This is a genomic window from Amycolatopsis sp. NPDC039088 (genome assembly GCF_055598845.1).
Map to the genome: position 1 here is coordinate 76,761 of NZ_JBVKAE010000030.1, position 20,403 is coordinate 97,163.

Annotated in this window: 19 protein-coding genes; 15 read left to right on the forward strand and 4 right to left on the reverse strand. The window is 69.9% G+C overall.

Annotation, left to right across the window (positions count from 1 at the left end; all coding sequences use genetic code 11):
- Positions 1-9: 9 nt before the first annotated feature.
- Positions 10-1,065 (forward strand): aminoglycoside phosphotransferase family protein, encoded by a 1,056-nt coding sequence (locus tag ACZ7KI_RS32055; RefSeq protein ID WP_470276769.1) that lies wholly within the window; start codon positions 10-12, stop codon positions 1,063-1,065.
- 2 nt (positions 1,066-1,067) lie between these two features.
- Here ACZ7KI_RS32055 and eccCa read toward each other — a convergent pair whose 3' ends face one another.
- Positions 1,068-5,009: a type VII secretion protein EccCa gene (gene eccCa, locus ACZ7KI_RS32060; protein WP_470276770.1), complete on the reverse strand. Its 3,942-nt coding sequence runs from the start codon at positions 5,007-5,009 to the stop codon at positions 1,068-1,070.
- A 155-nt stretch (positions 5,010-5,164) separates the two neighbouring features.
- On the opposite strand from eccCa, the gene ACZ7KI_RS32065 reads away from it, so the two are divergent.
- The 6 genes from ACZ7KI_RS32065 to eccD are packed head-to-tail and all read left to right on the forward strand — an operon-like array spanning position 5,165 to position 10,609.
- Positions 5,165-5,941, forward strand: coding sequence for a WXG100 family type VII secretion target (locus ACZ7KI_RS32065; RefSeq protein ID WP_470276771.1), 777 nt, complete (start codon positions 5,165-5,167; stop codon positions 5,939-5,941).
- A gap of 25 nt (positions 5,942-5,966) precedes the next feature.
- Complete coding sequence (locus tag ACZ7KI_RS32070) at positions 5,967-7,019, forward strand: hypothetical protein (RefSeq protein WP_470276772.1); 1,053 nt, start codon at positions 5,967-5,969, stop codon at positions 7,017-7,019.
- A gap of 17 nt (positions 7,020-7,036) precedes the next feature.
- Positions 7,037-8,386: a WXG100 family type VII secretion target gene (locus ACZ7KI_RS32075; protein WP_470276773.1), complete on the forward strand. Its 1,350-nt coding sequence runs from the start codon at positions 7,037-7,039 to the stop codon at positions 8,384-8,386.
- Positions 8,387-8,391: 5 nt separating this feature from the next.
- Positions 8,392-8,910: a hypothetical protein gene (locus ACZ7KI_RS32080; protein WP_470276774.1), complete on the forward strand. Its 519-nt coding sequence runs from the start codon at positions 8,392-8,394 to the stop codon at positions 8,908-8,910.
- Positions 8,907-9,236 (forward strand): YbaB/EbfC family nucleoid-associated protein, encoded by a 330-nt coding sequence (locus tag ACZ7KI_RS32085; RefSeq protein ID WP_470276775.1) that lies wholly within the window; start codon positions 8,907-8,909, stop codon positions 9,234-9,236. Before ACZ7KI_RS32080 ends, ACZ7KI_RS32085 begins: the two co-directional genes overlap by 4 nt.
- Positions 9,233-10,609: a type VII secretion integral membrane protein EccD gene (eccD, locus tag ACZ7KI_RS32090; RefSeq protein WP_470276776.1), complete on the forward strand. Its 1,377-nt coding sequence runs from the start codon at positions 9,233-9,235 to the stop codon at positions 10,607-10,609. The genes ACZ7KI_RS32085 and eccD overlap by 4 nt, the downstream gene beginning before the upstream one ends.
- Before the next feature lie 155 nt (positions 10,610-10,764).
- On the opposite strand, the gene ACZ7KI_RS32095 is transcribed toward eccD, so the two are convergent.
- Entirely contained in the window at positions 10,765-11,838 is a 1,074-nt protein-coding gene (locus ACZ7KI_RS32095; RefSeq protein ID WP_470276777.1) for a type VII secretion protein EccE, read from the reverse strand.
- Between the two features lie 148 nt (positions 11,839-11,986).
- Here ACZ7KI_RS32095 and eccB point away from each other — a divergent pair, with 148 nt between their 5' ends.
- From eccB to ACZ7KI_RS32110, 3 genes are read left to right on the forward strand one after another with little or no spacing between them, the layout of a single operon-like run.
- Positions 11,987-13,411, forward strand: coding sequence for a type VII secretion protein EccB (gene eccB, locus ACZ7KI_RS32100; RefSeq protein WP_470276778.1), 1,425 nt, complete (start codon positions 11,987-11,989; stop codon positions 13,409-13,411).
- 14 nt (positions 13,412-13,425) lie between these two features.
- Positions 13,426-14,148 (forward strand): response regulator transcription factor, encoded by a 723-nt coding sequence (locus ACZ7KI_RS32105; RefSeq protein WP_465505467.1) that lies wholly within the window; start codon positions 13,426-13,428, stop codon positions 14,146-14,148.
- Positions 14,145-14,801, forward strand: coding sequence for a response regulator (locus ACZ7KI_RS32110; RefSeq protein WP_465505466.1), 657 nt, complete (start codon positions 14,145-14,147; stop codon positions 14,799-14,801). The genes ACZ7KI_RS32105 and ACZ7KI_RS32110 overlap by 4 nt, the downstream gene beginning before the upstream one ends.
- Here the strand turns inward: ACZ7KI_RS32110 and ACZ7KI_RS32115 are convergent.
- Positions 14,798-15,691, reverse strand: a complete 894-nt coding sequence (locus ACZ7KI_RS32115) for an SMP-30/gluconolactonase/LRE family protein (protein WP_470276779.1) — start codon at positions 15,689-15,691, stop codon at positions 14,798-14,800. The genes ACZ7KI_RS32110 and ACZ7KI_RS32115 overlap by 4 nt on opposite strands.
- 68 nt (positions 15,692-15,759) lie before the next feature.
- On the opposite strand from ACZ7KI_RS32115, the gene ACZ7KI_RS32120 reads away from it, so the two are divergent.
- The gene (locus ACZ7KI_RS32120) at positions 15,760-16,248 is read left to right on the forward strand and encodes an Lrp/AsnC family transcriptional regulator (protein ID WP_470276780.1); all 489 of its coding nucleotides are present in this window, start codon (positions 15,760-15,762) and stop codon (positions 16,246-16,248) included.
- Here ACZ7KI_RS32120 and ACZ7KI_RS32125 read toward each other — a convergent pair.
- Positions 16,196-16,990, reverse strand: coding sequence for a carbon-nitrogen hydrolase family protein (locus ACZ7KI_RS32125; RefSeq protein WP_470276801.1), 795 nt, complete (start codon positions 16,988-16,990; stop codon positions 16,196-16,198). The two genes, ACZ7KI_RS32120 and ACZ7KI_RS32125, sit on opposite strands and share 53 nt — an antisense overlap.
- An 84-nt stretch (positions 16,991-17,074) precedes the next feature.
- Here ACZ7KI_RS32125 and hisD point away from each other — a divergent pair, with 84 nt between their 5' ends.
- From hisD to ACZ7KI_RS32145, 4 genes are all read left to right on the forward strand, one after another.
- Positions 17,075-18,400 carry a histidinol dehydrogenase gene (gene hisD, locus ACZ7KI_RS32130; RefSeq protein ID WP_470276781.1) on the forward strand — a complete coding sequence of 442 codons (1,326 nt, stop codon included), beginning with the start codon at positions 17,075-17,077 and terminating at the stop codon, positions 18,398-18,400.
- A complete protein-coding gene (locus ACZ7KI_RS32135) occupies positions 18,397-19,497 on the forward strand; it encodes a histidinol-phosphate transaminase (protein WP_470276782.1) in 1,101 nt (366 codons plus the stop codon). Before hisD ends, ACZ7KI_RS32135 begins: the two co-directional genes overlap by 4 nt.
- Entirely contained in the window at positions 19,494-20,093 is a 600-nt protein-coding gene (gene hisB, locus ACZ7KI_RS32140) for an imidazoleglycerol-phosphate dehydratase HisB (RefSeq protein WP_007029930.1), read from the forward strand. The genes ACZ7KI_RS32135 and hisB overlap by 4 nt, the downstream gene beginning before the upstream one ends.
- A gap of 117 nt (positions 20,094-20,210) precedes the next feature.
- Positions 20,211-20,366 (forward strand): hypothetical protein, encoded by a 156-nt coding sequence (locus ACZ7KI_RS32145; RefSeq protein WP_465505461.1) that lies wholly within the window; start codon positions 20,211-20,213, stop codon positions 20,364-20,366.
- The last annotated feature ends 37 nt before the right edge of the window (positions 20,367-20,403 follow it).

A 20,403-nucleotide genomic window follows, 5' to 3' on the forward strand; every position in this document is an offset into this window, starting at 1 on the left:
GTCCTTCACTTGACGCACCAGGTAGGCGTCCATGTCCTCGATGCCCGGTGTGAAGCGCTGATACTGCGCGGCCGTGGCGGCGTGGACAGCGGGCAGATCCAAGCTCATGACTCCACCAAGATAACGGTCGGCGTCGCGCGGGCCGAGATGCCCGAACGGGAGAGCGGAAGGCAAGCTGGCGCGGTGAACAGGGAAGAAGTCAGCGCGAGGTTGGTGAGTCGCTTCGGTCCCGATGCCGAGGGCTGGCTCGCCGAAGTCCCCGGTCTCGGCGCGAGACTGGCCTCACGATGGGGTTTCGCGCTCGGTGAGATGTTCGACAGCGGAGCCTCCTCCGTCGTCCTGCGTTGTCGATGGCAGGACGGGACCCCGGCTGTCCTCAAGCTCAGCCTGGATCGGGAACTGGTGGCCAGACAGGAGGAGATGCTGCGGATCTTCGCGCCCTCGCGACGGGTGCCCGCAGTCTTGGCCGCCGACGCGGACGCCGGGGCGATGGTGCTGGAGGAGGTCTTGCCCGGCACCACCGCCGAAGACCTGCCGCGGGAATCCTTGCCACAGCGCTGGGGCGAACTGCTCACCGCACTGCACACCGTGCCCGCGCCCGAGGATTGGCCGTGGGATTTGCGTGGCCGGTTCGACGAGGCCTTCGCCCGGATCGGCGGAAGGCTGTCCGAACCGGCCATCGGTGCGAGGATCGGCAAAGCCGACTGGCAGCGGTCGATCCAGCGCTGCGAAAGCCTGCTGGACACTCAGACGACCCGGGTGTTGCTGCACGGCGATCTGCACCTCGGCAACGTGCTGGACGGCGGGCCGGAACGCGGGCTGATCGCGATCGACCCGAAGGCATGCGTGGGGGATCCGTGCTTCGACGCCGTCGACTACGTGGTCGCCGGTGCCGGGTACGAAGGAGTCGAGGTCCGATGCCACCAGGTGGCGACGGCCTGCGGACTCGACGGCGACCGGTTGTACGCCTGGAGCCGGGTGATCGCACCGATGTTCGCCATCGCGCACCTCACCTACGGCGGTCCGGCGGAGGCGCTCGACGAACTGCTCGCGCTGATCCGGTGAACTCAGTCCTCCACGGGCTTCGTCCACGCCACCTGGACCAGCCCCGTCCCGTGCCGCCGTGAGACCAGCACGCCGCGCCCGGCGGGCTGAGGCTCCGGTTTGACGTCGCCGAGTAGCGCGCCCTCCTCACGCGACCCGGACATCACGATCCCCGGCGACCCCAGTTCGCGGATCCGTTGCAGCACAGGCTCGAACAGTGAACGCCCGGCGCCGCCGCTGCCGCGCGCGATGACGAGGTGGAGACCGATGTCCCGTGCCTGCGGCAGGAATTCCAGCAGCGGTTGCAACGGGTTCCGGCCCACCGTCGCGACCATCTCGTAGTCGTCGACGAGGACGAACAGCTCCGGTCCCCGCCACCACGACCGGTTCCGCAACTGCTCCGGTGTGACGTCCTGGCCGGGAAGCCGGTTCCGCATGGCCTGCTGGCACTGGTCGATCAGCCCGGTCAACGCGGTCTCGGAACCCGCGTAACCCAGCAGATGCGATTCCGCCACCGCACCGAGCATCCCTCGCCGGTAGTCGGCGACCACGATCGCGGCCTCCTCCGGCGAATACTTCGCGGTGATGCCGTGCGCGATCGCGCGCAGGAGCGAACTCTTGCCGGATTCCACGTCGCCGAACGCCACGAAATGCGGTTCGGTCGCGAAATCGAGGTACACCGGCCGCAGATTCGATTCCGCGATGCCGAGCGTGACCTGCTTGCGCGGCCCCGCCTCCAGTGAGTCGAGCGGGATCTCGGGCGGCAGCAGCCGCACGGACGGCGCGGGCTGTCCCTTCCACGCGGCGGAAATCCGCCGGTTCAGCTCGAGCCCGCCCGCGCCGACGGTTTCCGGCCGCTGATCCGAGTCGATCCGCGGGAGCGCTGCGAGGAAGTGCAGTTTGTCCGCCGTCAGCCCACGTCCCGGCTTGTCCGACGGCACGTTCTGTGCGATCTTGCGGTCGATCAGCGAGTCCGCCGATTCACCGAGCCGCAGCTCGAACTTGGTGCCGATGGCGTCACGCAGCGGCGCCCGCATGCCCATCCACTGGTTGATCGAGACGACGACGTGGATCCCGAAACCGAGCCCTCGTGAGGCCAGGCCGGTGATCTGCTCCTCCAGCTGTTCGTATTCCTGCCGGATCGTGGTCCAGTTGTCCACGAAGAGGAAGACGTCGCCGAATTCCCTGCCTTCGGTGCTTTCGCGGAACTCGGAGCGTCGCTGACGGAACGCCGTGATCGACTCGATCCCGTTGGCGGAGAAGAACTCTTCACGTTGTTCGAGCAAGGTCGTCAGTTCCGCGACGACCCGGCGGCAGCGCTGGGCGTCGCGCCGGGTCGCGTAGCCGGACACGTGGGGCAGCCCGGCGATCGGCGCCAGCGCGCCACCGCTCATGTCCAGGACGAACAGCTGGACCTCTTCCGGTGTATGGGTGAGCGCGAGCATCGCGGCGATGTCACGCATCAGCGTGCTCTTGCCGCTCTGCGGCGCCCCGACGATCAGCGCGTGCCCGGCGGCACCGGAGAAATCAGCCCACAGCATGTCGCGCCGCTGTTCGAAAGGCTTGTCCACCAAGGCGACCGGGATCATCAGCTTGCCGTTGCCGCCCCAGCCCAGCGGACACAGACCGCGTTCGGGATCCTCGCCGAGCGGCGGCAGCAACTGGTCCAGCGTGGGAGGCTCGGCCAGCGGCGGAAGCCAGATCTGATGCGCTTCCGGGCCTTTGCCTTCGAGCCGGGAGAGCATCGCGCCGATGATCGTCTCGCCGGTGCCTTTTTCTGCCGGTTCTTCCGCCTCGACGGTCACCGGGATCTCCACCGGCGCCAGCGTGAACGGCATCAAGCCCAGGCTTTGGCCGTCCTTGCGCACGATCTTGCTGCGCGGCGGGAGCTCACCCGACACGTACGCGGCCTTGAGCCGGATGAGGGTGTCGTTGTCGGACTTCAGATACGCCGACCCCGGCACGGGCGGAAGCTGGTAGGCGTCCGCGACACCGAGCACCGCGCGACTTTCCGAAGCGGAGAACGTCCGCAGGCCGATCCGGTACGACAGGTGGGAATCCAGCCCGCGCAGGCGTCCTTCCTCCAGCCGCTGCGACGCCAGCAGCAGATGGATCCCGAGACTCCGCCCCAGCCGCCCGATCGCGACGAACAGATCGATGAACTCCGGCCGCGAGGACAGCAGTTCGCTGAATTCGTCGATGATCACCAGCAACGACGGCAGCGGCCGCAGGTTGACACCGGATTCCCTGGCTTTTTCGTAGTCCCGCACCGACGCGTAGTTCCCCGCCGCGTGCAGTAGCTCCTGACGCCGCAACAGTTCGCCGTTCAGCGCGTCCGCCATGCGGTCGACCAGCGCGAGATCGTCGGACAGGTTGGTGATGACGGCGCAGGTGTGCGGCAGCCCGGTCATCCCCGCGAAGGTCGCGCCACCCTTGAAGTCGATCAGCGCGAGGTTGAGCTTTTCCGAGGAATGCGTGACGGCGAGCGCGGTGACCAGCGTCCGCAGCACTTCGCTCTTCCCGGATCCGGTCGCGCCGATGACCAGCCCGTGCGGACCCATCCCGCCTTCCGCCGACTCCTTGAGGTCCAGGTCGACGGGCCTGCCTTCGGGGTTGACGCCGAGCGGGATCCGCAACCGGTCGCGCGCCGAACGCGGTGCCCAGGTGACCGCGGTGTCGGTGTCGCGTGGGTCGCCGATACCGAGCAGCCCGGCCAGCCCGAACGTGGCCGACATCGGCGCCTCGCTGACCACCGCCGCCCCTTGGAAGAGCGGGGTGAGCATCCGGGCCAGCGCTTCGGCGGCCCCGCGGTCCAAAGTGTCCGGTGTGCCGAGGAAACCGAGCCGCTGCTCGGTGCCGTCGCCGACGACCATCCCCAGTTGCTCCGGGCTCATGTGCAGGCTGAGAAGCCGTTCGGACGACGCCGAGCGCGGCTGCTCCGTGCCGATCTCCACCACCGTGACGCCGAGCCTGCCCTCCTCGGCGACGAGCCGGGTGTCCCCGAGGGTGTGCCCGCCGTCCACGATCACGACGACCTGCGGCAGGTCGAGCCGGGCGTCCGGCCGCCGGGTGAACGCGGGCCGGTCGCCGAGGTCGGGGCCGAGCAGGTCGGCGAGCCTGCCGGAGTCGGCGTCGACGAGCCGTCGCGGACCGGCGGCGTCGGCGGCGGTGGAGGCGACGTGCGGCAGCCACTTCGCCCATTCCCAGTCGTGCAGCCGGTCGTCCTTGACGCACAGCGCGATCCGCAGGTCGCCGGGTGAGTGGAAGGTCGCGAGCTGGGTCAGCAGCGCCCGCGCGGTGCCGAGCGTGTCCGGGCGGCGGCCGGACAGCGTGACCTGCGCGAATGACCGCAGCGAGACCGCGACCGGGAGTCCGTCGACCGTCGAGTAGGTGCGGATGAAGTGCTTGAGGTTCGTCGAGCACACCGGGTCGAGGTCTTCGAGCGGCACGGTCTGTGGCGCCTTCAACGGCGTCGCGAGCCGCTGCGGCCCCGTCCCGACGCGCACCTGCCCGAACTGCGAATCCGACCGGCGGCGATCCCACAGCCTGCCCGTTTCGATGTACGCCCAGAGATCGGCCGGATCGGGCTGCAACGCCGTCATGGCCGCGCGCTGGTTGTCCGCGATGTCGCGGACCTGGCCGCGCAGACCGGTCAGATACCGCTGGTAGTCCCGGCGTTCCTCGTTGATCTGCGCCTTCTTCGCCGCGCCGCCGCGCCCGAGCGACATCACGACCATGCCCGCCATCGCGGTGAGGAACAGCGCGCCGAAGATGTAGGTCATCACGCCGCCGTCGCGTCCGATGTAGACGAACGACATGGCACCCATGCCGAGCATCATCGGCATGAACATCAGCAGCTGCATGGCTCCGCCGCCACCGCCCTTCGGCAGCATCGGCGGGGATTGCAGGACGATTTCACCGGGCTGCTCGCCCAGGGCCGGCAGGCGGTCGCGAGTGGCGCTCATCAGGGTCTTTCTGGCCGCTTGTGGGTAATCCTGCCGATCATTCTGGCCACTCGTGCCGCCCTCGCGGTGGGTACTTTTGCCGTCCGCTCGCGTCTCGTGACGAACTTACGCTGCTGGCACAGGCGCAGACGTGGGGGAACGAGAGAAGGAGAACCATGGTCGGCACGGGCGAGTACCGGGCGGAGCCCGAGGCCATGCGCTCGGCGGTCGGGAACCTGGGCGGCATCATCATGCAGGGCATCAACGTCGTCGCCGATCTCGAGCGCACGGTACTGCAGCCGACGTCGTTCGCCACGTTCGGCAGCGCGGTGGCGGCGGCCAACACGGCCATGCAGAGCCAGCAGGTGGTCGCCGTCCGCACCCTCCTGCAACTGCTGCAGCAGATCAACGGCTTCATCAAGAGCAGCGCCGACGCCTACCAGGCCGCCGACGAGGCGGTCGCGGGCGGGTATGGCGGCCGTCCGGCGGGCGGGGCCGGGTCGGGGTCGTCGATCTGGGGGAATTCGCACGCGTCCGAACTGGCGACGCTGGCCATCAACGACAGCGCCGGCGCGAACGGTGAGCCGTCCTCGGTCGGCAACGTTTTGCGCTACCTGGGGGACGCGCGGCTCGGGCAGCTCGGCGACCACCCGATCACCGACGCGCGGTTCCAGGGTGTCTCGGATTTCAACGACTGGCTGGCCGGTGACGCCGACAACCAGGCGCGGGTCGGGGTCATCGAGGTCTACGCGGGTACGGCCCGCAACTTCGGCGACGTCCCCGGTGGGGTGCACAGCGGCGACGTCGTCGTGGTCGAACCGCTCCTGTTCTCCGACAGCAAGCCGATCATCGCCATCGCCGGAGAAGGCGGGCTGCTCTACAACCACGGAATCGTCGAAGCGGACATCAACGGCCTGGCGAAGGTCAGCGTGTACCGCCCGGCGTCCGTCTGACTTCCGGCCTGAGGAGCGAGGTTCCATGCTGACTTACCCGAATTCCAGCGCGATGGACGCCACGGCGTCCTCGGGCGGGCCGATCACCATCCTGCCGCAGATCCTCACCGGGCAGCCGGAGCAGATCGCGAAGCACGTGCTCGAGGTGCTCAAGAAGGCCAACGAGTTCCTCACCATGTACAACGAGGTGACGAAGGCCGCCGAGCAGCTGGGCAAGGTCTGGTCCGGTGGCGCGTCCGACTCGGCGCTGAAGAAGATCACCGACTCCCTGAACTCGCTCAACAAGATCATCCAGGTCGTGCAGAGGGGCGCCGAGCTGCTCGGTGTCGCCGGGACGCTGGTCAAGACCGCCCAGACAGCCTACAAAGCGGTGGTCTCGGCGGTGAACCCGACGGTCGCGGGCCTGATGTCGAATCCGTGGACCTACGGCGCCGCGGTCGCGCTTTCCACCGCCACCAGTGCCTCGTTGCGCGCGTTCATCACCGCGATCGGCGCGCTGCTGAAGGCGCTCGGTGTCGTCGACCTCGCCAACCAGATCACCCAGATCGCCACCATCATCGGCGAAGTCCAGAAACTGTTCGGGCACAACGACTCCGGCAATCCCTCCGCCGGCAACGCGGCCGTCTCCGGCACGCCGGTCAGCAGCCCGCAGGCGCCGGGTTCGGTCGCCAGCGGCGCGGGGCAGGCCGCGATCGGCGGCACCGGCGGCGGCGCGGGCGGCGCTTCCGGCGGTGGTTCGACGCCGGGTGAGACGCCCCCGTTCACCCAGTACCGGCCACCGGCGCTGGGTGGCAACGGCTCCCAGGGCAACTGGCCAGGGGGCGCCGACGCGTGGATCCCGGTGGACAGACCCTCTGGCGGCGGTGCGGGTTCCGGTTCGACCGGCGGATCGCTGCCGGGCGCGGGCAACGGCAACCAGGTCACCATCACCACCGACCTGAGCACCGGGAAGTCCACCGTGCAGGCGCCGGGCGGGCAGGACATCGATATCGACATCGACATGAACTACGGCGGCAAGCACTTCGAGCAGCACATCGACATCGATGCGGGAGCTGACTCACCGGCGAAGGGCAGGTAGCCGTGTGGGGGAGCGGTGTGGTCGACGCGTCGGGCGTCGTCGGTTCGATCCTGTCGAATTATCGGCGCCTCGTGGTCGAGTACCAGCAGCGGGTCACCGGTGACCCTTCGGCGCTGAACGCGTCGGCGCGGCGTTGCGGCGAGCGGGCCTCGACGGTTTCGGGCCGGGCGGACGAGATCGGCAAGGCGGCCAAGGCGCTGAACGCGTCCTGGGAGGGTGACGCCTACCTCGCGTTCGCCACCTCGGCGGCGAAACTGAGCCAGGAACTCGCCGAACTCGGCGCCAAACTGAGCGACCAGTCGAGCAGGCTCCGCGCGGGCGCGCAAGCGCTGCAGGGCGCACGGTCCTGTGTGGACTCGATCCTCGCGCAGTTCGACCAGTACGCCGCCCAGCTCACCAGTCAGGCGCGGACGGCGAACGCGGGCGCGGTCAACGCGTTCATCTCCGCCGCCCGGCAGCTCGGCGAACGCGCCGCACAGGCGGCACAGGAGATCGCCGACGAGCTGAGCGACGAACTCGCGCGGCTGTTCCCGCCGGAAGGTGTCGGCCGGATCGAGCACGAACTCGGCAAATGGGGCCGCGGCCCGCTGTATTGGCTCAACGGCGAAACCCTCGACGGGCGCAAACGGCCGCGGTCGCATCCGTCCTGGTTCGGCAACTCCGGCTGGAAGAAGCTCACCTGGGACGGTCTCGAAGGTACGCGCGCCCCGCGCGCCGCCGACACCCCGTTCGGCAGGCCGAAGCCGGAAGGCCTGCGGGACAAGGCCTGGAACAGCACCGAGATCACCTATCTCAAGTGGAAGCAGGAGCAGGACGGTCTCTCCCCGGGCTGGGACGCCAAGGTCTCCTCGCAGGGCTGGGACGTCAAGGCTTCCGGGCACGCCGAACTGGCGGCGTTCAAGGAAGAACTCGAAGGCAAGAAGGAATGGGGCGTCGCCTCGGGCAGCGCCAAGGGAACCGCGTTCGTCGGCGGTGAGGTCAACGGTTCGGTCCAGGCGGGCGCGCACGGTGTCGGCTTGCACGCCAACGCTTTCGTCGGCGGCAAGCTCGAAGGCGAACTCGCCGCCGATGTGGCCGGAGTCGGTGTCGGCGCGAGCGGCACCCTCCAATATGGACTCGGCGCGCAGCTCGACGGCCAGGCCGTCTACGACGCCGGGCATGTCAAGGTCAACTTCAAGGCGGGTGTCGCGCTCGGCCTCGGCGCCGGGATCGGCGCGAAGATCGACATCGACCTGCCGAAGATCGCGGACACCGTGGGCGAGTACGGCGGCGCGGCCGTCGACGCGGTCAGCGGTGCCGCGGGCCAGGCGGCGGACGCCGTCGGCGAGGCGTGGGACGACGCTGTCTCCTACGTGGGCACGTGGTGACCGGGATGAGCGAAACCATGCCGCAGGACCGGGTTTCCCTCCCGCTCGGTTTCGACATCCCCGAAGGCTGGGCGCCGGTCGAGCCCGCGTCGGTCGGCGCCGAGGGCGCGGTCTTCGTGGCCGTGCACTCCGCACCGGACGGGGAGTTCACCCCGAACATCACCCTGAGCGTCGGGCAGCGGCCCGACCAGACGGGGGTCACCGACATCGCCGACGAGGCCGTCGAACGCCTCGGCCGGACCATGGCCGCGCTCGAAGTGCTGCGGCGCAAGGTGATCGGCGCTCCGGACGCTCCCGGCGTGACGCAGGTACTGCGCGTCCGCACCGGCGAGGGACAGGAACTCGTGCAGACCCAGGTCCTGCTGACCGTGCCCGGCACGACCCCGGCCGACCGGCTGATCCTCGAGATCGCCTGTACCGCACCGCCCGAGACGGCACGCCGGCTCGGCGACGACTTCCGCCGGTTCGTGGGCAGTGTCCACGTCCGGCGGGATTTCCCCGCAGACGAAGGAGAAGACTCGTGACCACCGACCCCTACGCCATGCCGGACATGGACGAGTTGCTGGACCAGGTCCGCAAGCAGACCGAACAGGTGCAGCGCATCCAGCGTTCGGTCGAGGCGATGGAGGTCAAGGCGCACTCGCGGCAGAACGAGGTCACCGTCGTGCTGCGCGGTGACGGCCGGTTCACCTCGATCGACATCGACCCGCGCGCGTTGCGCCAGTACGACGCGCGCAACCTTTCGGAGATCGTGCTGGAGGCGGTCAACAACGGGCTGCAGAAACTGGCCGAGGCCAGCAGCGCCAAATTCGCCCCGGTCATCGAGTCCGCCAAGTCGATCGAAGCATGACCGCCGCGATCGCGGGCTCCACCCGGCGCGTCACGGTGGTGACACCGCGGGCGCGCGTCGATGTGGCGCTGCCGCAGCAGAGCACGTTCGCCGAACTGGTACCGCAGCTCGTCCGGCTCGCGGGTGCTTCGGGGCAGGCGTCGGCCGAGCATCCGGGCTGGGTGCTGTCGCGGCTCGGCGGCGCCCCGCTGGCACTCGGGCTCACGGTCGCCGCGGCGCAGGTGCGTGACGGTGAAGTGCTGCACCTGACCCCGCGGGAACGCCCGCGGGGTCCGCTGCTGTTCGACGACGTCGTCGACTCGATCGCCAGCGTCGCCGAGTCGGGCACCGGCCGTTGGGGGCCGTCGGTGGCGCGTAAGGCGGGCATCGTCGCGTCGGTGGTACTGCTGCTCGCCGGTGGCCTGCTCGTGCAGGCGGCCGCGTCCGGCAGTGTGCTGGCACCGATCGGGACCGGGTTGCTCGCCCTGGTCCTCGTGCTCGGCGGTGGCGCACTGAGCCGCGCGTACGGTGACGCGGAGGCCGGTGCCGCCGGCGCGCTCGCCGGGGTCGGCGCCGCGCTGCTGGCCGGGATGTCGATCCTGCCGCCGCATCCACTGTTCTCGCTGTCTGCCGGGCCGCTGGCCGCCGGACTCGCCGTGGTGACCGTGTACGGCGTGATCGCGGCCGTTTCGGTGGCGGACCGGCTGCCGTGGTTCGTCGCGGTGACGGTTTCCGCCGGGCTCGGCGCGATCACCACCGCCATCACCCTCCTGGCCGACGTCCGCGCGGTTTCGGCGGCCGCGGTCGTCGCCGTCGTGGCGACGGCGCTGGCCGCGGTGGCGCCGATGCTGGCGCTGCGGCTCGGCAGGCTGCCGTTGCCCCGGGTTCCTGACGACATGGACGCCTTCCGCGCCGACGAGAACCCCTCGCTCGGCGAGGACATGCTCGGTGGGACGACCTACGCGCAGGCGTTGCTGACCGGGCTGCTCGTCGCGCTCGGACTTGTCGTGGTCTCGGCTTCGGTGGTTCTGTCGTCTTCCGGCGGCGCTTGGGAAGCGGGCCTGTGCGCGCTGCTGGGGCTGGCGCTGATGTTGCGCTCGCGCGCGTTCGCCGGCCGCTCGCAGCGGGTCGTGCTCATCGGGTTCGGCGCGGCGGCCCTGGCGGCCGCCGGTTTCTGGCTCGCCGCCGGCGGGCCGCGTTCGTTCGTGTTCGGCGCGGGCTGCGCCGTCGTCGTCGCGGCGGGCGTCTGCCTCACCTACGCGACCCGCGTCGCGAAGGGACGCCGTTCTCCTTACTGGGCAAGGACTCTCGACATCATCGAGTTCCTGGTGCTGCTCTCGCTGATCCCGTTCGTCGGCATGATCGCCGGGGTCTACGAAGCCGTGCGCGGCTGACGGCCCCTCGTCCCCTCTATGCGTTTAGTCCTCTGAACGCGGTACTTGCGACGCGCAACTACCGCGTTCAGAGGACGAAACGCGGTGGTTTTACGTCCGTGGAGGGCTCCTTCCCTACCCTCAGAGAGGAAAGGTGCCCTCCACGAACCGTCCCCTCAGTCCTCCAGCGCCAGCGGCAGGGTCCGCCGGACCGCCGCCGCGTGCCGTCCGTGCAGCGGGGTCACCGCGATCCCGCTCGGCCGCATCGGCTCCGCTCCCGGCCGTCCGCCGACCCGGATGGTCACCTCGGACGTCTCGCGCCCGCCAGGAGAACGGCGCAGCGTGTACGAAGTCGCGGTGAACGCCGAGCCGGGTACGTGAAGATCCAGTGTGCGCGCGAGATCCCGCTCCGACCGCGGCCGGTAGCAGACCTGCGAAGCGCCGCCCCAGTCCCAGGACCGCCAGCCGTGCACCGGCGCGTCCTGGCCGCTGCCGAGCGCCACGCGCAGTTCGCGCGCCACCTCGCCGGCTTCGAGCACGGTGCTCTCGAATCCGGCCTCCGCCAACGAACCCATCAGCGCCAGCGCCGCGCAGGCGGTGCTCCGCAGCGCGCCGAGTTCGCCACCGCCGCGGGCGAGCGCCGCGATCGGCGCGTCCTCGGGCCGGTACCGGACGGCGAGCCAGCGGACCCGGAGCACCGATTGTCCATTGGGGACGGTCCAGGTCAGCAGTTGCGCGCTGGACAACGGGATCCCGGTGCCCGCGTAAGCCTCGCGCAGAATGCCGACCAGCGCGTCCGGCCCGGGCGACATCGCGCCGGGAGTGAGCCGCACGATGGCACTCCAGCCGTCGCCGACCTCGGCGACGCCGAACCGGTTGCCCGCGCGGTCGACGTGCTGACGCACCCGGACGGGACCGGCGAGCCGGTGCAGCGGATCGGGAACCTCGCTCTTGTCACGACGCTTCAGCCGGTAACCGGCCCAGGTGAGCAGCCAGCCGGCGGCGTGGCGTCCGGCGAAGCGGACCGACGTCGTCAGCACGAGGATGCCTGCCGCGACAGCGATGCCGATCCGCGCGGGTTGCGCGATCCCGTCGACGGTGAAGGCCAGCAGGACGGCGATCCCGGCGATCTCCCAGAGCGCCGCCTGCAGCGGACGGATCGGCAGCAGCCAGGGCAGCGGTGCCGTGCCCGCGGTGCGGCGAGCGGGCGCCTCTTCCGGGGCCGAGCGGGCCGGGGCTTCAACCGACAAGGACTTCCCCTCCTCCGTGCACGCGCCCCGACGGTAGTGCCCGCTCGCGCGCGGGAGGGCGTAAAAATTACCCTCACCGCGAATCGCGGTCGGAACCTAACGTGAACACCCTCGATCGGGGCGGGTACGAACGGCGGGGGACGGGAGCGTGTGGACGCAGCGGGACCAGATCCAGGCCTACCAATTCCTCCGCAGGAGACTGGTTTCGGCATTGGTCTCGGCGGACGCCAACCATCCCGTCGCCCCGAGCCGCAGACTGGTCATCGGGACGTTGTGCGGCCTCGGCGTCGCCCTGCTGATCACCGCCGTGTTCGGCGTGATCGGCCTGCTGAACCCTTCCGGCGGTAAGGACTGGCTGGCTGGCGGCAAGGTGATCGTCGAGGAGGAAACCGGCGCGCGGTACATCCTCGGGCAGGACGGCGCGCTGCATCCGGTGCTCAATTACGCCTCCGCGCGGCTGATGGCGGGCGGCAACGGCGAGGCGACCGTGACCGTCCCTTCGGAAAAGCTCGCGAAGGTGCCGCGCGGCGCGCAGATCGGCATCCCCGGTGCCCCCGACTCGCTGCCCGCGGCCGCCGCGCTGGTGAACACGCCGTGGACGAGCTGTTCACGCACGACGCAGGACGCGCCCGCGTCGGCCGAACCGGCGACGACGGTGCTCCTCGGCGCTCCCGCCGCCGGAATCGACCTTCCGAGGGACCAGGCCGTCGTGGTCCGCGTCCCCGAGGGGGAGCGCTATCTCGTGACGGCGGGCCGCCGCTACAAGCTCACCCCGGAGGCCGCCGCGACGTTGCAGTTCGACACCTATCCGCCGATCGCGGTGTCCTCCCGGTGGATCGGCACCGTCGCCGCCGGACGCGATCTGGCCTACCGCGCGGTCGAGGACGCCGGGCGGACCGGTCCCCGGGTCGGTGACACCGCGACGAAGGTCGGTTCGGTGCTCGGCGTGATCGACGCGATGGCGTCACCGGGCGACGCGACTTCGTACTACCTCGTCCACGCCGACGGTCTCGAACCGATCGGCCAGACCGAGGCGAGCCTGCTGATCAACACACCGCGGAACGCGGACGCCTACACCGGCGTCCCGGCGCCCGTCGCGGTGCGCGCGGCCGACGTCGCCGCGGTGCCGAAGGTCGGCACGGCGAGGGCGGGCGGGGCCGATCCCGCGGAGTATCCGGACCGGATCCCGCGAAAAGCGCCCGTTACCGGACAGTCCGTGACGTTATGCGCGCAGGGTTCTCGAATCGTTATCTCCGCACAGGTCCCGTTGCCGCAAGGTGCGAAGGCGATCTCGGTGACGGCGCGCACGGACGCGTTGGTCGCCGACGAGGTTTTCGTGCCTCCCTCGGGAGGTGCGGTGGTGACGGAATCCGGTTCCGGCACGGTGTACGTCGTGACCGACACAGGGTCGAAGTACCCGGTGGCGAGTGCCGAGGCACTCGCTTCGCTCGGTTACGGCCAAGCCGAACGGCAACCGGTTCCGAATGGGTTGCTGGCATTGGTGCCGAGGGGGCCCGCGCTGGATCCGGCGCGAGCGGGCCGCACGGTGTCGTCGGCGGGTGGGACGGGGTGAGCGGGAACGTGCAGATGACTGAAGACAGGCCGGAGACCGACCGGGTCGACGTCGCGGTGATCGAAGACCATCCGTTGTACCGGCATGCCGTGGTCCGGGTCCTCACCGAGGCGGAAGGGATCGAACTCGGCGCGGTGGTCGATTCGGTCGCCAAGTTCCACGTGCACCCGCAACCGCCCGGCAGTGTGGTGCTGCTCGATCTCGGCCTGCCGGGGATCGCCGGGGCGGCCGCCGTGCTGCAGGTGTGCGAACTGGGGCATCACGTGCTCGTGGTGTCCGCGCAGGCGGAATCCGAACAGGTGCTCGGCGCGATCGCCGCCGGTGCCAAGGGATTCCTGTCCAAGGACGTCGACGTCGACGAACTGCTGATCGCGATCAGGACGGTCGCGCAGGGCCGTGCCTACGTTTCCGCGGTGGTGGCCGGAATGATCATCAAGGACAACGCCGACCGGCCCGTGTCGGCTCCCGACGTCGCGCTCTCCGCTCGGGAGAAGCAGGTGCTGCGGCTGGTCGCCGCGGGCGAACGCGACGTCGACATCGCCCGCATCCTCGGTATCGGAGTCCGGACGGTCCGGGGTTATCTGGACCGGATCCGTGACAAACTCGGAGAGAGAAGGCGGGCCGGCCTGGTCCGCAAGGCCATCCAGCTCGGGCTCGCGTCTCCGTCGGAGGTGCCCGGCCCGTCTCGGCCGGTCGCGCCTCGCGACGACGCGGGCGGATTCGAAGGACGCCGGTGAACGCAGAAGAGCAGCAGCCGAAACGCACCACCCCGATCAACGTCGGGGTGATCGAAGATCATCCGCTGTACCGGGACGCCGTCGCACGTGTCCTCACCGAAGCGCCCGACATCGCGCTGGGCGCCGTCGCCGACTCGGTCGCGCGGTTCGCCGTCCAGCAACAGCCTCCGGGCAGTGTCGTCGTCCTCGATCTGAAGCTGCGCGGTGTCCAGGACGCCGCGGCGGTCCTCGAGGTGGGGCAGATGGGGCACAAGGTGCTCGTGGTGTCCGCGCACGCCGAACAGCCCGAAGTCCTGGGCGCGATGCAGGCCGGGGCGAAGGGCTTCCTCTCCAAGGACGTCGACGGTGACGAACTCCTGCGCGCCATCCGCACCATCGCCGACGACAACGCGTACGTGTCGCCGACGCTGGCCGGGATGATCATCCAGGACAGCGAAGACCGCCACGCCGGTCCGAAGATCGTGCTGTCCGAACGGGAGAAGCAGGTCCTGCGGCTGGTCGCGGCCGGGGAACGGGACGTCGACGTGGCGGAGATCCTGAACATCAGCGTGCGGACGGTGCGGTCCTATCTCGACCGGATCCGGGACAAGACCGGCGAACGGCGGCGGGCCGGGTTCGTGCGGGTGGCGATCCGGGAAGGCCTGCTGCGCTAGCGAGGGCCGGAGAAGTTCACCCGCAGCGTGTAGACCGAACTGGACGCGGTGATGAACAGGTCGTTCCGGCGCGGCCCGCCGAAGGTCAGGTTCGAGCACACCTCGGGGACGAGCAGCTTCCCGATCCGCGTGCCGTCGGGCGCGAAGCAGTGCAGACCGTCGTGCGCGGCGGCCCACACCCGGCCGGCGGCGTCCACGCGAACGCCGTCGAAGCCACCGGCGTCGCTGGTCGCGAAGATCGCGCCGCCGGAAAGCCGTCCGTTGTCCACTGAGAAAACCCTGATGTGACTGGGGTTCTGCCGGGTGTCGGCGATGTAGAGCAGCGACTCGTCGAGGGAGAAGGCGAGCCCGTTGGGGCGGCTGAAGTCGTCCGCGACGATGCGCACCGAGCCGTCCGCCGGGTCGGCGCGGTAGACGTGGCAGGCGCCGATCTCGCTTTCGGCCTGATGGCCCTCGTAGTCGCTGTCGATTCCGTAACTGGGGTCGGTGAACCAGATCGCGCCGTCCGAGGCCTCGACGACATCGTTGGGGCTGTTGAACTTCTTCCCCTGATACGTCTCCGCGAGCACGGTGGTGGTGCCGTCGTGCTCGGTGCGCGTCACCCGGCGGTTGCCCTGTTCGCAGCTGACGAGCCTGCCCTGACGGTCGACCGTGTGCCCGTTGTGGAATCCGGCCGGTTCGCGGAAAACGCCGACCGCGGCCGTCGTCTCGTCCCAGCGCAGCACGCGGTCGTTCGGGATGTCGCTGAAGACCAGGTACCGGCCGGCGGGGAAGTAAGCGGGGCCCTCGGTCCAGCGGCAGCCGGTGTGCAGACGTCGCATCCACTCGTCCCCGTTGACGCGGGCGAACCGTTCGTCGAGAACCTCGAAGCGTGCCTTGACCATGTCCATGAAAACCCCAGATGTCTGAATGAAATACTGCGTTCATCATGAACCGCTGAACTTGATATGGTCAACACATGGATGACGTAGATCGCATGCTGTTGACCGAACTGCAGCGGGACGCGACTCAGGCGTACGCCGCGCTCGGGAAGACGGTCGGGTTGTCCGCGGGCGCCGCGCACGAACGGGTCCGCAAACTGCGGGAGCAGGGCGTCATCCGGCGCACCACCGTCGACGTCGACCCGGCCGCGGTCGGCCGGGGGGTGATGGCGTTCGTGCTGGTCGAGGCCAACTCGTGGATGGGCGATTCGCCGACCAAGGCCGCGCTGGAGGCGCTGCCGGAGGTGGTGGAGGCGCACGTCATCGCGGGTCCGGCTTCGGTGCTGGTGAAGGTGCGCACGCCGACCACCGAGGAACTGCAGGCTTCGCTGCGCCGGCTGTACGCCATCGAAGGCGTCACCGGTACGCAGACGATCGTGGTGCTCGAATCCTTCTTCGAGCGATCAGTCGACGCTAAAGGCGACGGTTCGCCAGCGCCCCTGTCGCCGCCCGCGCCTTCCCGCTGACCGCCGGATCGATGTCGACGACCACCGTCTCCGGCCCGGCCCCCAGTTGCGCGTGGACGCGCCCGAAACCGTCGGACACCGTCGAGTAGCCGATCCCGGTCGGCGCCTTCGGGTTCACCCGGGTCCCGCTCGCGGCCGGATCGGCCTGCCCGCAGCCGAGGACCCAGCAGCCGGAGTCGAGCGCGCGGGCGCGCACCAGTACTTCCCACTGCTCGCGCTTGCCTTCGCCGGCGCCCCAGGACGTCGGCACGAGGACGATGTCGGCCCCGTCGTCGGCCAGCTTCCGGAACAGCTCGGGAAAGCGGACGTCGTAGCAGGTCGCCACACCGAACGTGACCCCGTCGACCTCGAACGTGACCGGCGCCGTCCCCGGCGCGACCGTGTCGGATTCGGCGAACCCGAACGCGTCGTACAGGTGGATCTTGTCGTAGCCGAAGTGCTGCCCGCCGCCGGTGATGAGCAGCGTGTTGCTCACGCGCCCATCGGGCGACGGCGTGAACATGCCGGCCACGATCACCACACCGTGCTCTTCGGCGATGGACGCCACAGTGGACGCCCATGGCCCGTCCAGCGGCTCCGCCAGTGGTTTCAACGGGACGCCGAAGCGCGCCATCGTCGCTTCGGGGAAGACCACGATCCGCGCGCCGTCGGCCGCCGTGGCTGCCACGCCTTCGCGAATCAGCTTCAGGTTCGTTTCGGGATCCTCGGCCGCGGTGAGCTGGCACAACGCGATCCGCGGCACGGCGGCCTCCCTCATCGTGGGATCACTGGTCACCACCCCAGTGTGCCTGCTCGGGGCGATCCGGCCACCTCGTACCCTTGAGCCATGTTGAACCGTACCGACCTGCGTGGACAGGTCCCGTCCGTTGCCGAGCTCAGGAGCACGCTTCCGCGTGCCGAGTACGACGTGGACGCGGCGCTGCATCACGTACGGCCGATCGTCGAGGCGGTCCGCGATCGCGGCGTCGAGGCGGTTCTCGAGTACAACGAGCGGTTCGACGGTGTCCGTTCCACCGGCGTCCGGGTGGCGGCGGCGGAGCTCTCCAGCGCGCTGGAGAACCTGGATCCGGCCGTCCGCGAGGCGCTGGAAGAGTCCATTGTCCGCGCCAGGAAGGTCCACGGCGATCAGCGCCGCCAGGACGTCACGACCGAGGTCGTCGACGGCGGCACCGTCACCGAGCGCTGGATCCCGGTGGAGCGGGTCGGGCTGTACGCGCCGGGCGGGCTCGCGGTCTACCCCTCGACCGTGGTGATGAACGTCGTCCCGGCGCAGATCGCCGATGTCGGCACGCTGGTGCTGTGCTCGCCGCCGCAGGCCGCGTTCGGCGGTCTCCCGCACCCGACGATCCTCGCGGCCGCGGAGCTGCTGGGTGTCGACGAGGTGTGGGCCGTCGGCGGGGCGCAGGCCGTCGCGCTGCTGGCCTACGGCGGTACCGACACCGACGGCACGACGCTGGAGCCGGTCGACACCGTCACCGGACCCGGCAACATCTACCTCACCGCGGCCAAGCGGCTGCTGCGCGGGATCATCGGCATCGACTCCGAGGCGGGGCCGACCGAGATCGCGATCCTCGCCGACGAGACCGCCGATCCGGTGCACGTCGCCGCCGACCTGATCAGCCAGGCCGAGCACGACCCGCTCGCCGCGAGCGTGCTGGTCACCACGTCCGAGGAACTCGCGGACGCGGTCGACAAGGAACTGACCGGGCGCGTCGCCGCGACCAAACACGCCGAGCGGGTGACGGAGGCGTTGAGCGGCAAGCAGTCCGGCATCATCCTGGTGTCCACTATGGACGACGGTATCCGCGTCGTGGACGCCTACGCGGCCGAGCACCTGGAGATCCAGACCGCGAACGCGCGGGAGGTCGCCGCCCGCGTGCGTAACGCCGGCGCGATCTTCGTCGGTGCCTACGCGCCGGTCTCGCTCGGCGACTACTGCGCCGGGTCGAACCACGTCCTGCCCACCGGCGGGTTCGCGCGGCACTCGTCCGGGCTTTCGGTGCAGAGCTTCCTCAAGGGTGTGCACGTCGTCGACTACAGCCAGGACGCGCTGCGTGAGATCGCCGGCCGCGTCGTCGCGCTGGCCAACGCCGAGGACCTGCCCGCGCACGGCGAGGCCATCACGGCGCGGTTCGAGGGAGAGCGGGCATGACCATCGGCGAGGAGATCACGCTCGACTCGCTCCCGTTGCGGGAGGACCTGCGGGGCAAGACCCCGTACGGCGCGCCGCAGCTGGACGTGCCGATCCGGCTCAACACCAACGAAAACCCGTACCCGCCGCCGGACGCGCTGGTGGCCGACGTCGCCGAGGCCGTCCGCGCCGAGGCCGCTTCACTGCACCGCTACCCCGATCGCGACGCCGTCGCGCTGCGGCAGGATCTCGCGGATTACCTCGCGGTCTCCACCCGCGTGCTGCTGTCGGAGTCGAACGTGTGGGCCGCCAACGGGTCCAACGAGATCCTGCAGCAGATCCTGCAGGCCTTCGGCGGCCCCGGCCGCTCGGCGCTGGGCTTCGAGCCGTCGTACTCGATGCACCCGATCATCTCGGCGGGCACCCGCACCGACTGGCTGCCGGTGCCGCGCCGCGACGATTTCACCCTCGACACCGAGAAGGCGGCCGCGCTGGTGCGCGAACGCCGCCCGGACATCGTCTTCGTGACCAGCCCGAACAACCCGACGGGCGGATCGATCCCGTTCGGCGAGCTGCGCGGGCTGCTCGAAGCGGCGCCCGGCATCGTCGTGGTCGACGAGGCGTACGCGGAGTTCTCGTCGCAGCCGAGCGCCGTCGAGCTGATCGAGGAGTACCCGGCGAAGCTGATCGTGTCGCGCACCATGAGCAAGGCGTTCGCCTTCGCGGGCGGACGGCTCGGCTATCTCGCGGCCGCACCCGCGATCGTCGACGCCTTGCAGCTGGTGCGCCTGCCGTATCACCTTTCGAAGCTCACGCAGGCCGCGGCTCGCGCGGCGCTGCGGCACGCGGACGCCACCCTCGCCTCGGTCGCCAAACTCGCGGCCGAACGCGACCGCGTGGTGGAATCGTTGCTGGGCTTGGGATTCACGCCGGTCCCGAGCGACGCGAACTTCGTCCTCTTCGGACGCTTCGCGGACGCGCCCGCGACGTGGAAGTCCTATTTGGACAACGGTGTGCTGATCAGGGACGTCGGCATCGAAGGGCATCTGCGGGTGACCATCGGGACGCCGGAAGAGAACGACGCCTTTCTCGAGGCCAGCAAGGAGGTGCCGCGATGAGTCGCGTCGGCAAGGTGGATCGCACCACCAAGGAATCGTCCATTTCGGTCCAGCTGGACCTGGACGGCACGGGGCAGGTGGAGATCGACACCGGTGTCCCGTTCTACGACCACATGCTCACCGCGTTCGGGGTGCACGGCTCGCTCGACCTGAAGGTGCAGGCGACCGGTGACGTGCACATCGACGCGCACCACACCGTCGAGGACACCGCGATCGTGCTCGGCCAGGCGCTGCGGCAGGCGCTCGGCGACAAGAGCGGCATCCGCCGGTTCGGCGACGCCTGGATCCCGATGGACGAAACCCTCGCGCACGCCGCGATCGACGTCTCCGGGCGCCCGTACTGCGTTCACCTCGGCGAGCCGGAGCAGTTCAACAGCTTCACCATCGGCGGGAACTACCCGTTCGTGCTGACGCGGCACGTGTTCGACTCGCTGTCGTTCCACGCCCAGATCGCGTTGCACGTGCGTGTCCTGCACGGCCGGGATCCGCACCACATCGCCGAAGCCGAGTACAAGGCCGTCGCGCGCGCCCTGCGTGCCGCCACCGAGCCGGACCCGCGGGCGGGCGGCATTCCCTCCACGAAGGGCGTCCTCTAAGCACGCGTTTAGTCCTCTAAGTGCGGTTCTTGTGTGTGCAACTACCGCATTGAGAGGACGAAAACGCGGCGGTACCCGGGGGCCGGGCGTGGGCGGCCGTGTGGCAGGGTGGCCGACGTGAGTAACTCGACCATCGCCGTGCTGCTGCTCGCGCTCGGCGGCTTCCTGATCGGCGGCGTCTACGCGACCTGGAAGAGCGTCAAGTTCCTGGCCGTGATCCTGGGCATCGGCGCGCTGCTGGCGATCGGCGGCGCCATCGCCTGGCTGGCCTAGGGCCGCCGACCGGTAAATCGCGTGCGCGCCGGATCGA

Coding starts and splice junctions, on each gene's coding strand:
- hisB (WP_007029930.1), top strand. CDS start 19,494: ATGAGTCGCGTCGGCAAGGTGGATCGCACCACCAAGGAATCGTCCATT.
- eccD (WP_470276776.1), top strand. CDS start 9,233: ATGACCGCCGCGATCGCGGGCTCCACCCGGCGCGTCACGGTGGTGACA.
- ACZ7KI_RS32105 (WP_465505467.1), top strand. CDS start 13,426: ATGACTGAAGACAGGCCGGAGACCGACCGGGTCGACGTCGCGGTGATC.
- ACZ7KI_RS32070 (WP_470276772.1), top strand. CDS start 5,967: ATGCTGACTTACCCGAATTCCAGCGCGATGGACGCCACGGCGTCCTCG.
- hisD (WP_470276781.1), top strand. CDS start 17,075: ATGTTGAACCGTACCGACCTGCGTGGACAGGTCCCGTCCGTTGCCGAG.
- ACZ7KI_RS32080 (WP_470276774.1), top strand. CDS start 8,392: ATGAGCGAAACCATGCCGCAGGACCGGGTTTCCCTCCCGCTCGGTTTC.
- ACZ7KI_RS32115 (WP_470276779.1), bottom strand. CDS start 15,691: ATGGACATGGTCAAGGCACGCTTCGAGGTTCTCGACGAACGGTTCGCC.
- ACZ7KI_RS32135 (WP_470276782.1), top strand. CDS start 18,397: ATGACCATCGGCGAGGAGATCACGCTCGACTCGCTCCCGTTGCGGGAG.
- ACZ7KI_RS32120 (WP_470276780.1), top strand. CDS start 15,760: ATGGATGACGTAGATCGCATGCTGTTGACCGAACTGCAGCGGGACGCG.
- eccCa (WP_470276770.1), bottom strand. CDS start 5,009: ATGAGCGCCACTCGCGACCGCCTGCCGGCCCTGGGCGAGCAGCCCGGT.
- ACZ7KI_RS32065 (WP_470276771.1), top strand. CDS start 5,165: ATGGTCGGCACGGGCGAGTACCGGGCGGAGCCCGAGGCCATGCGCTCG.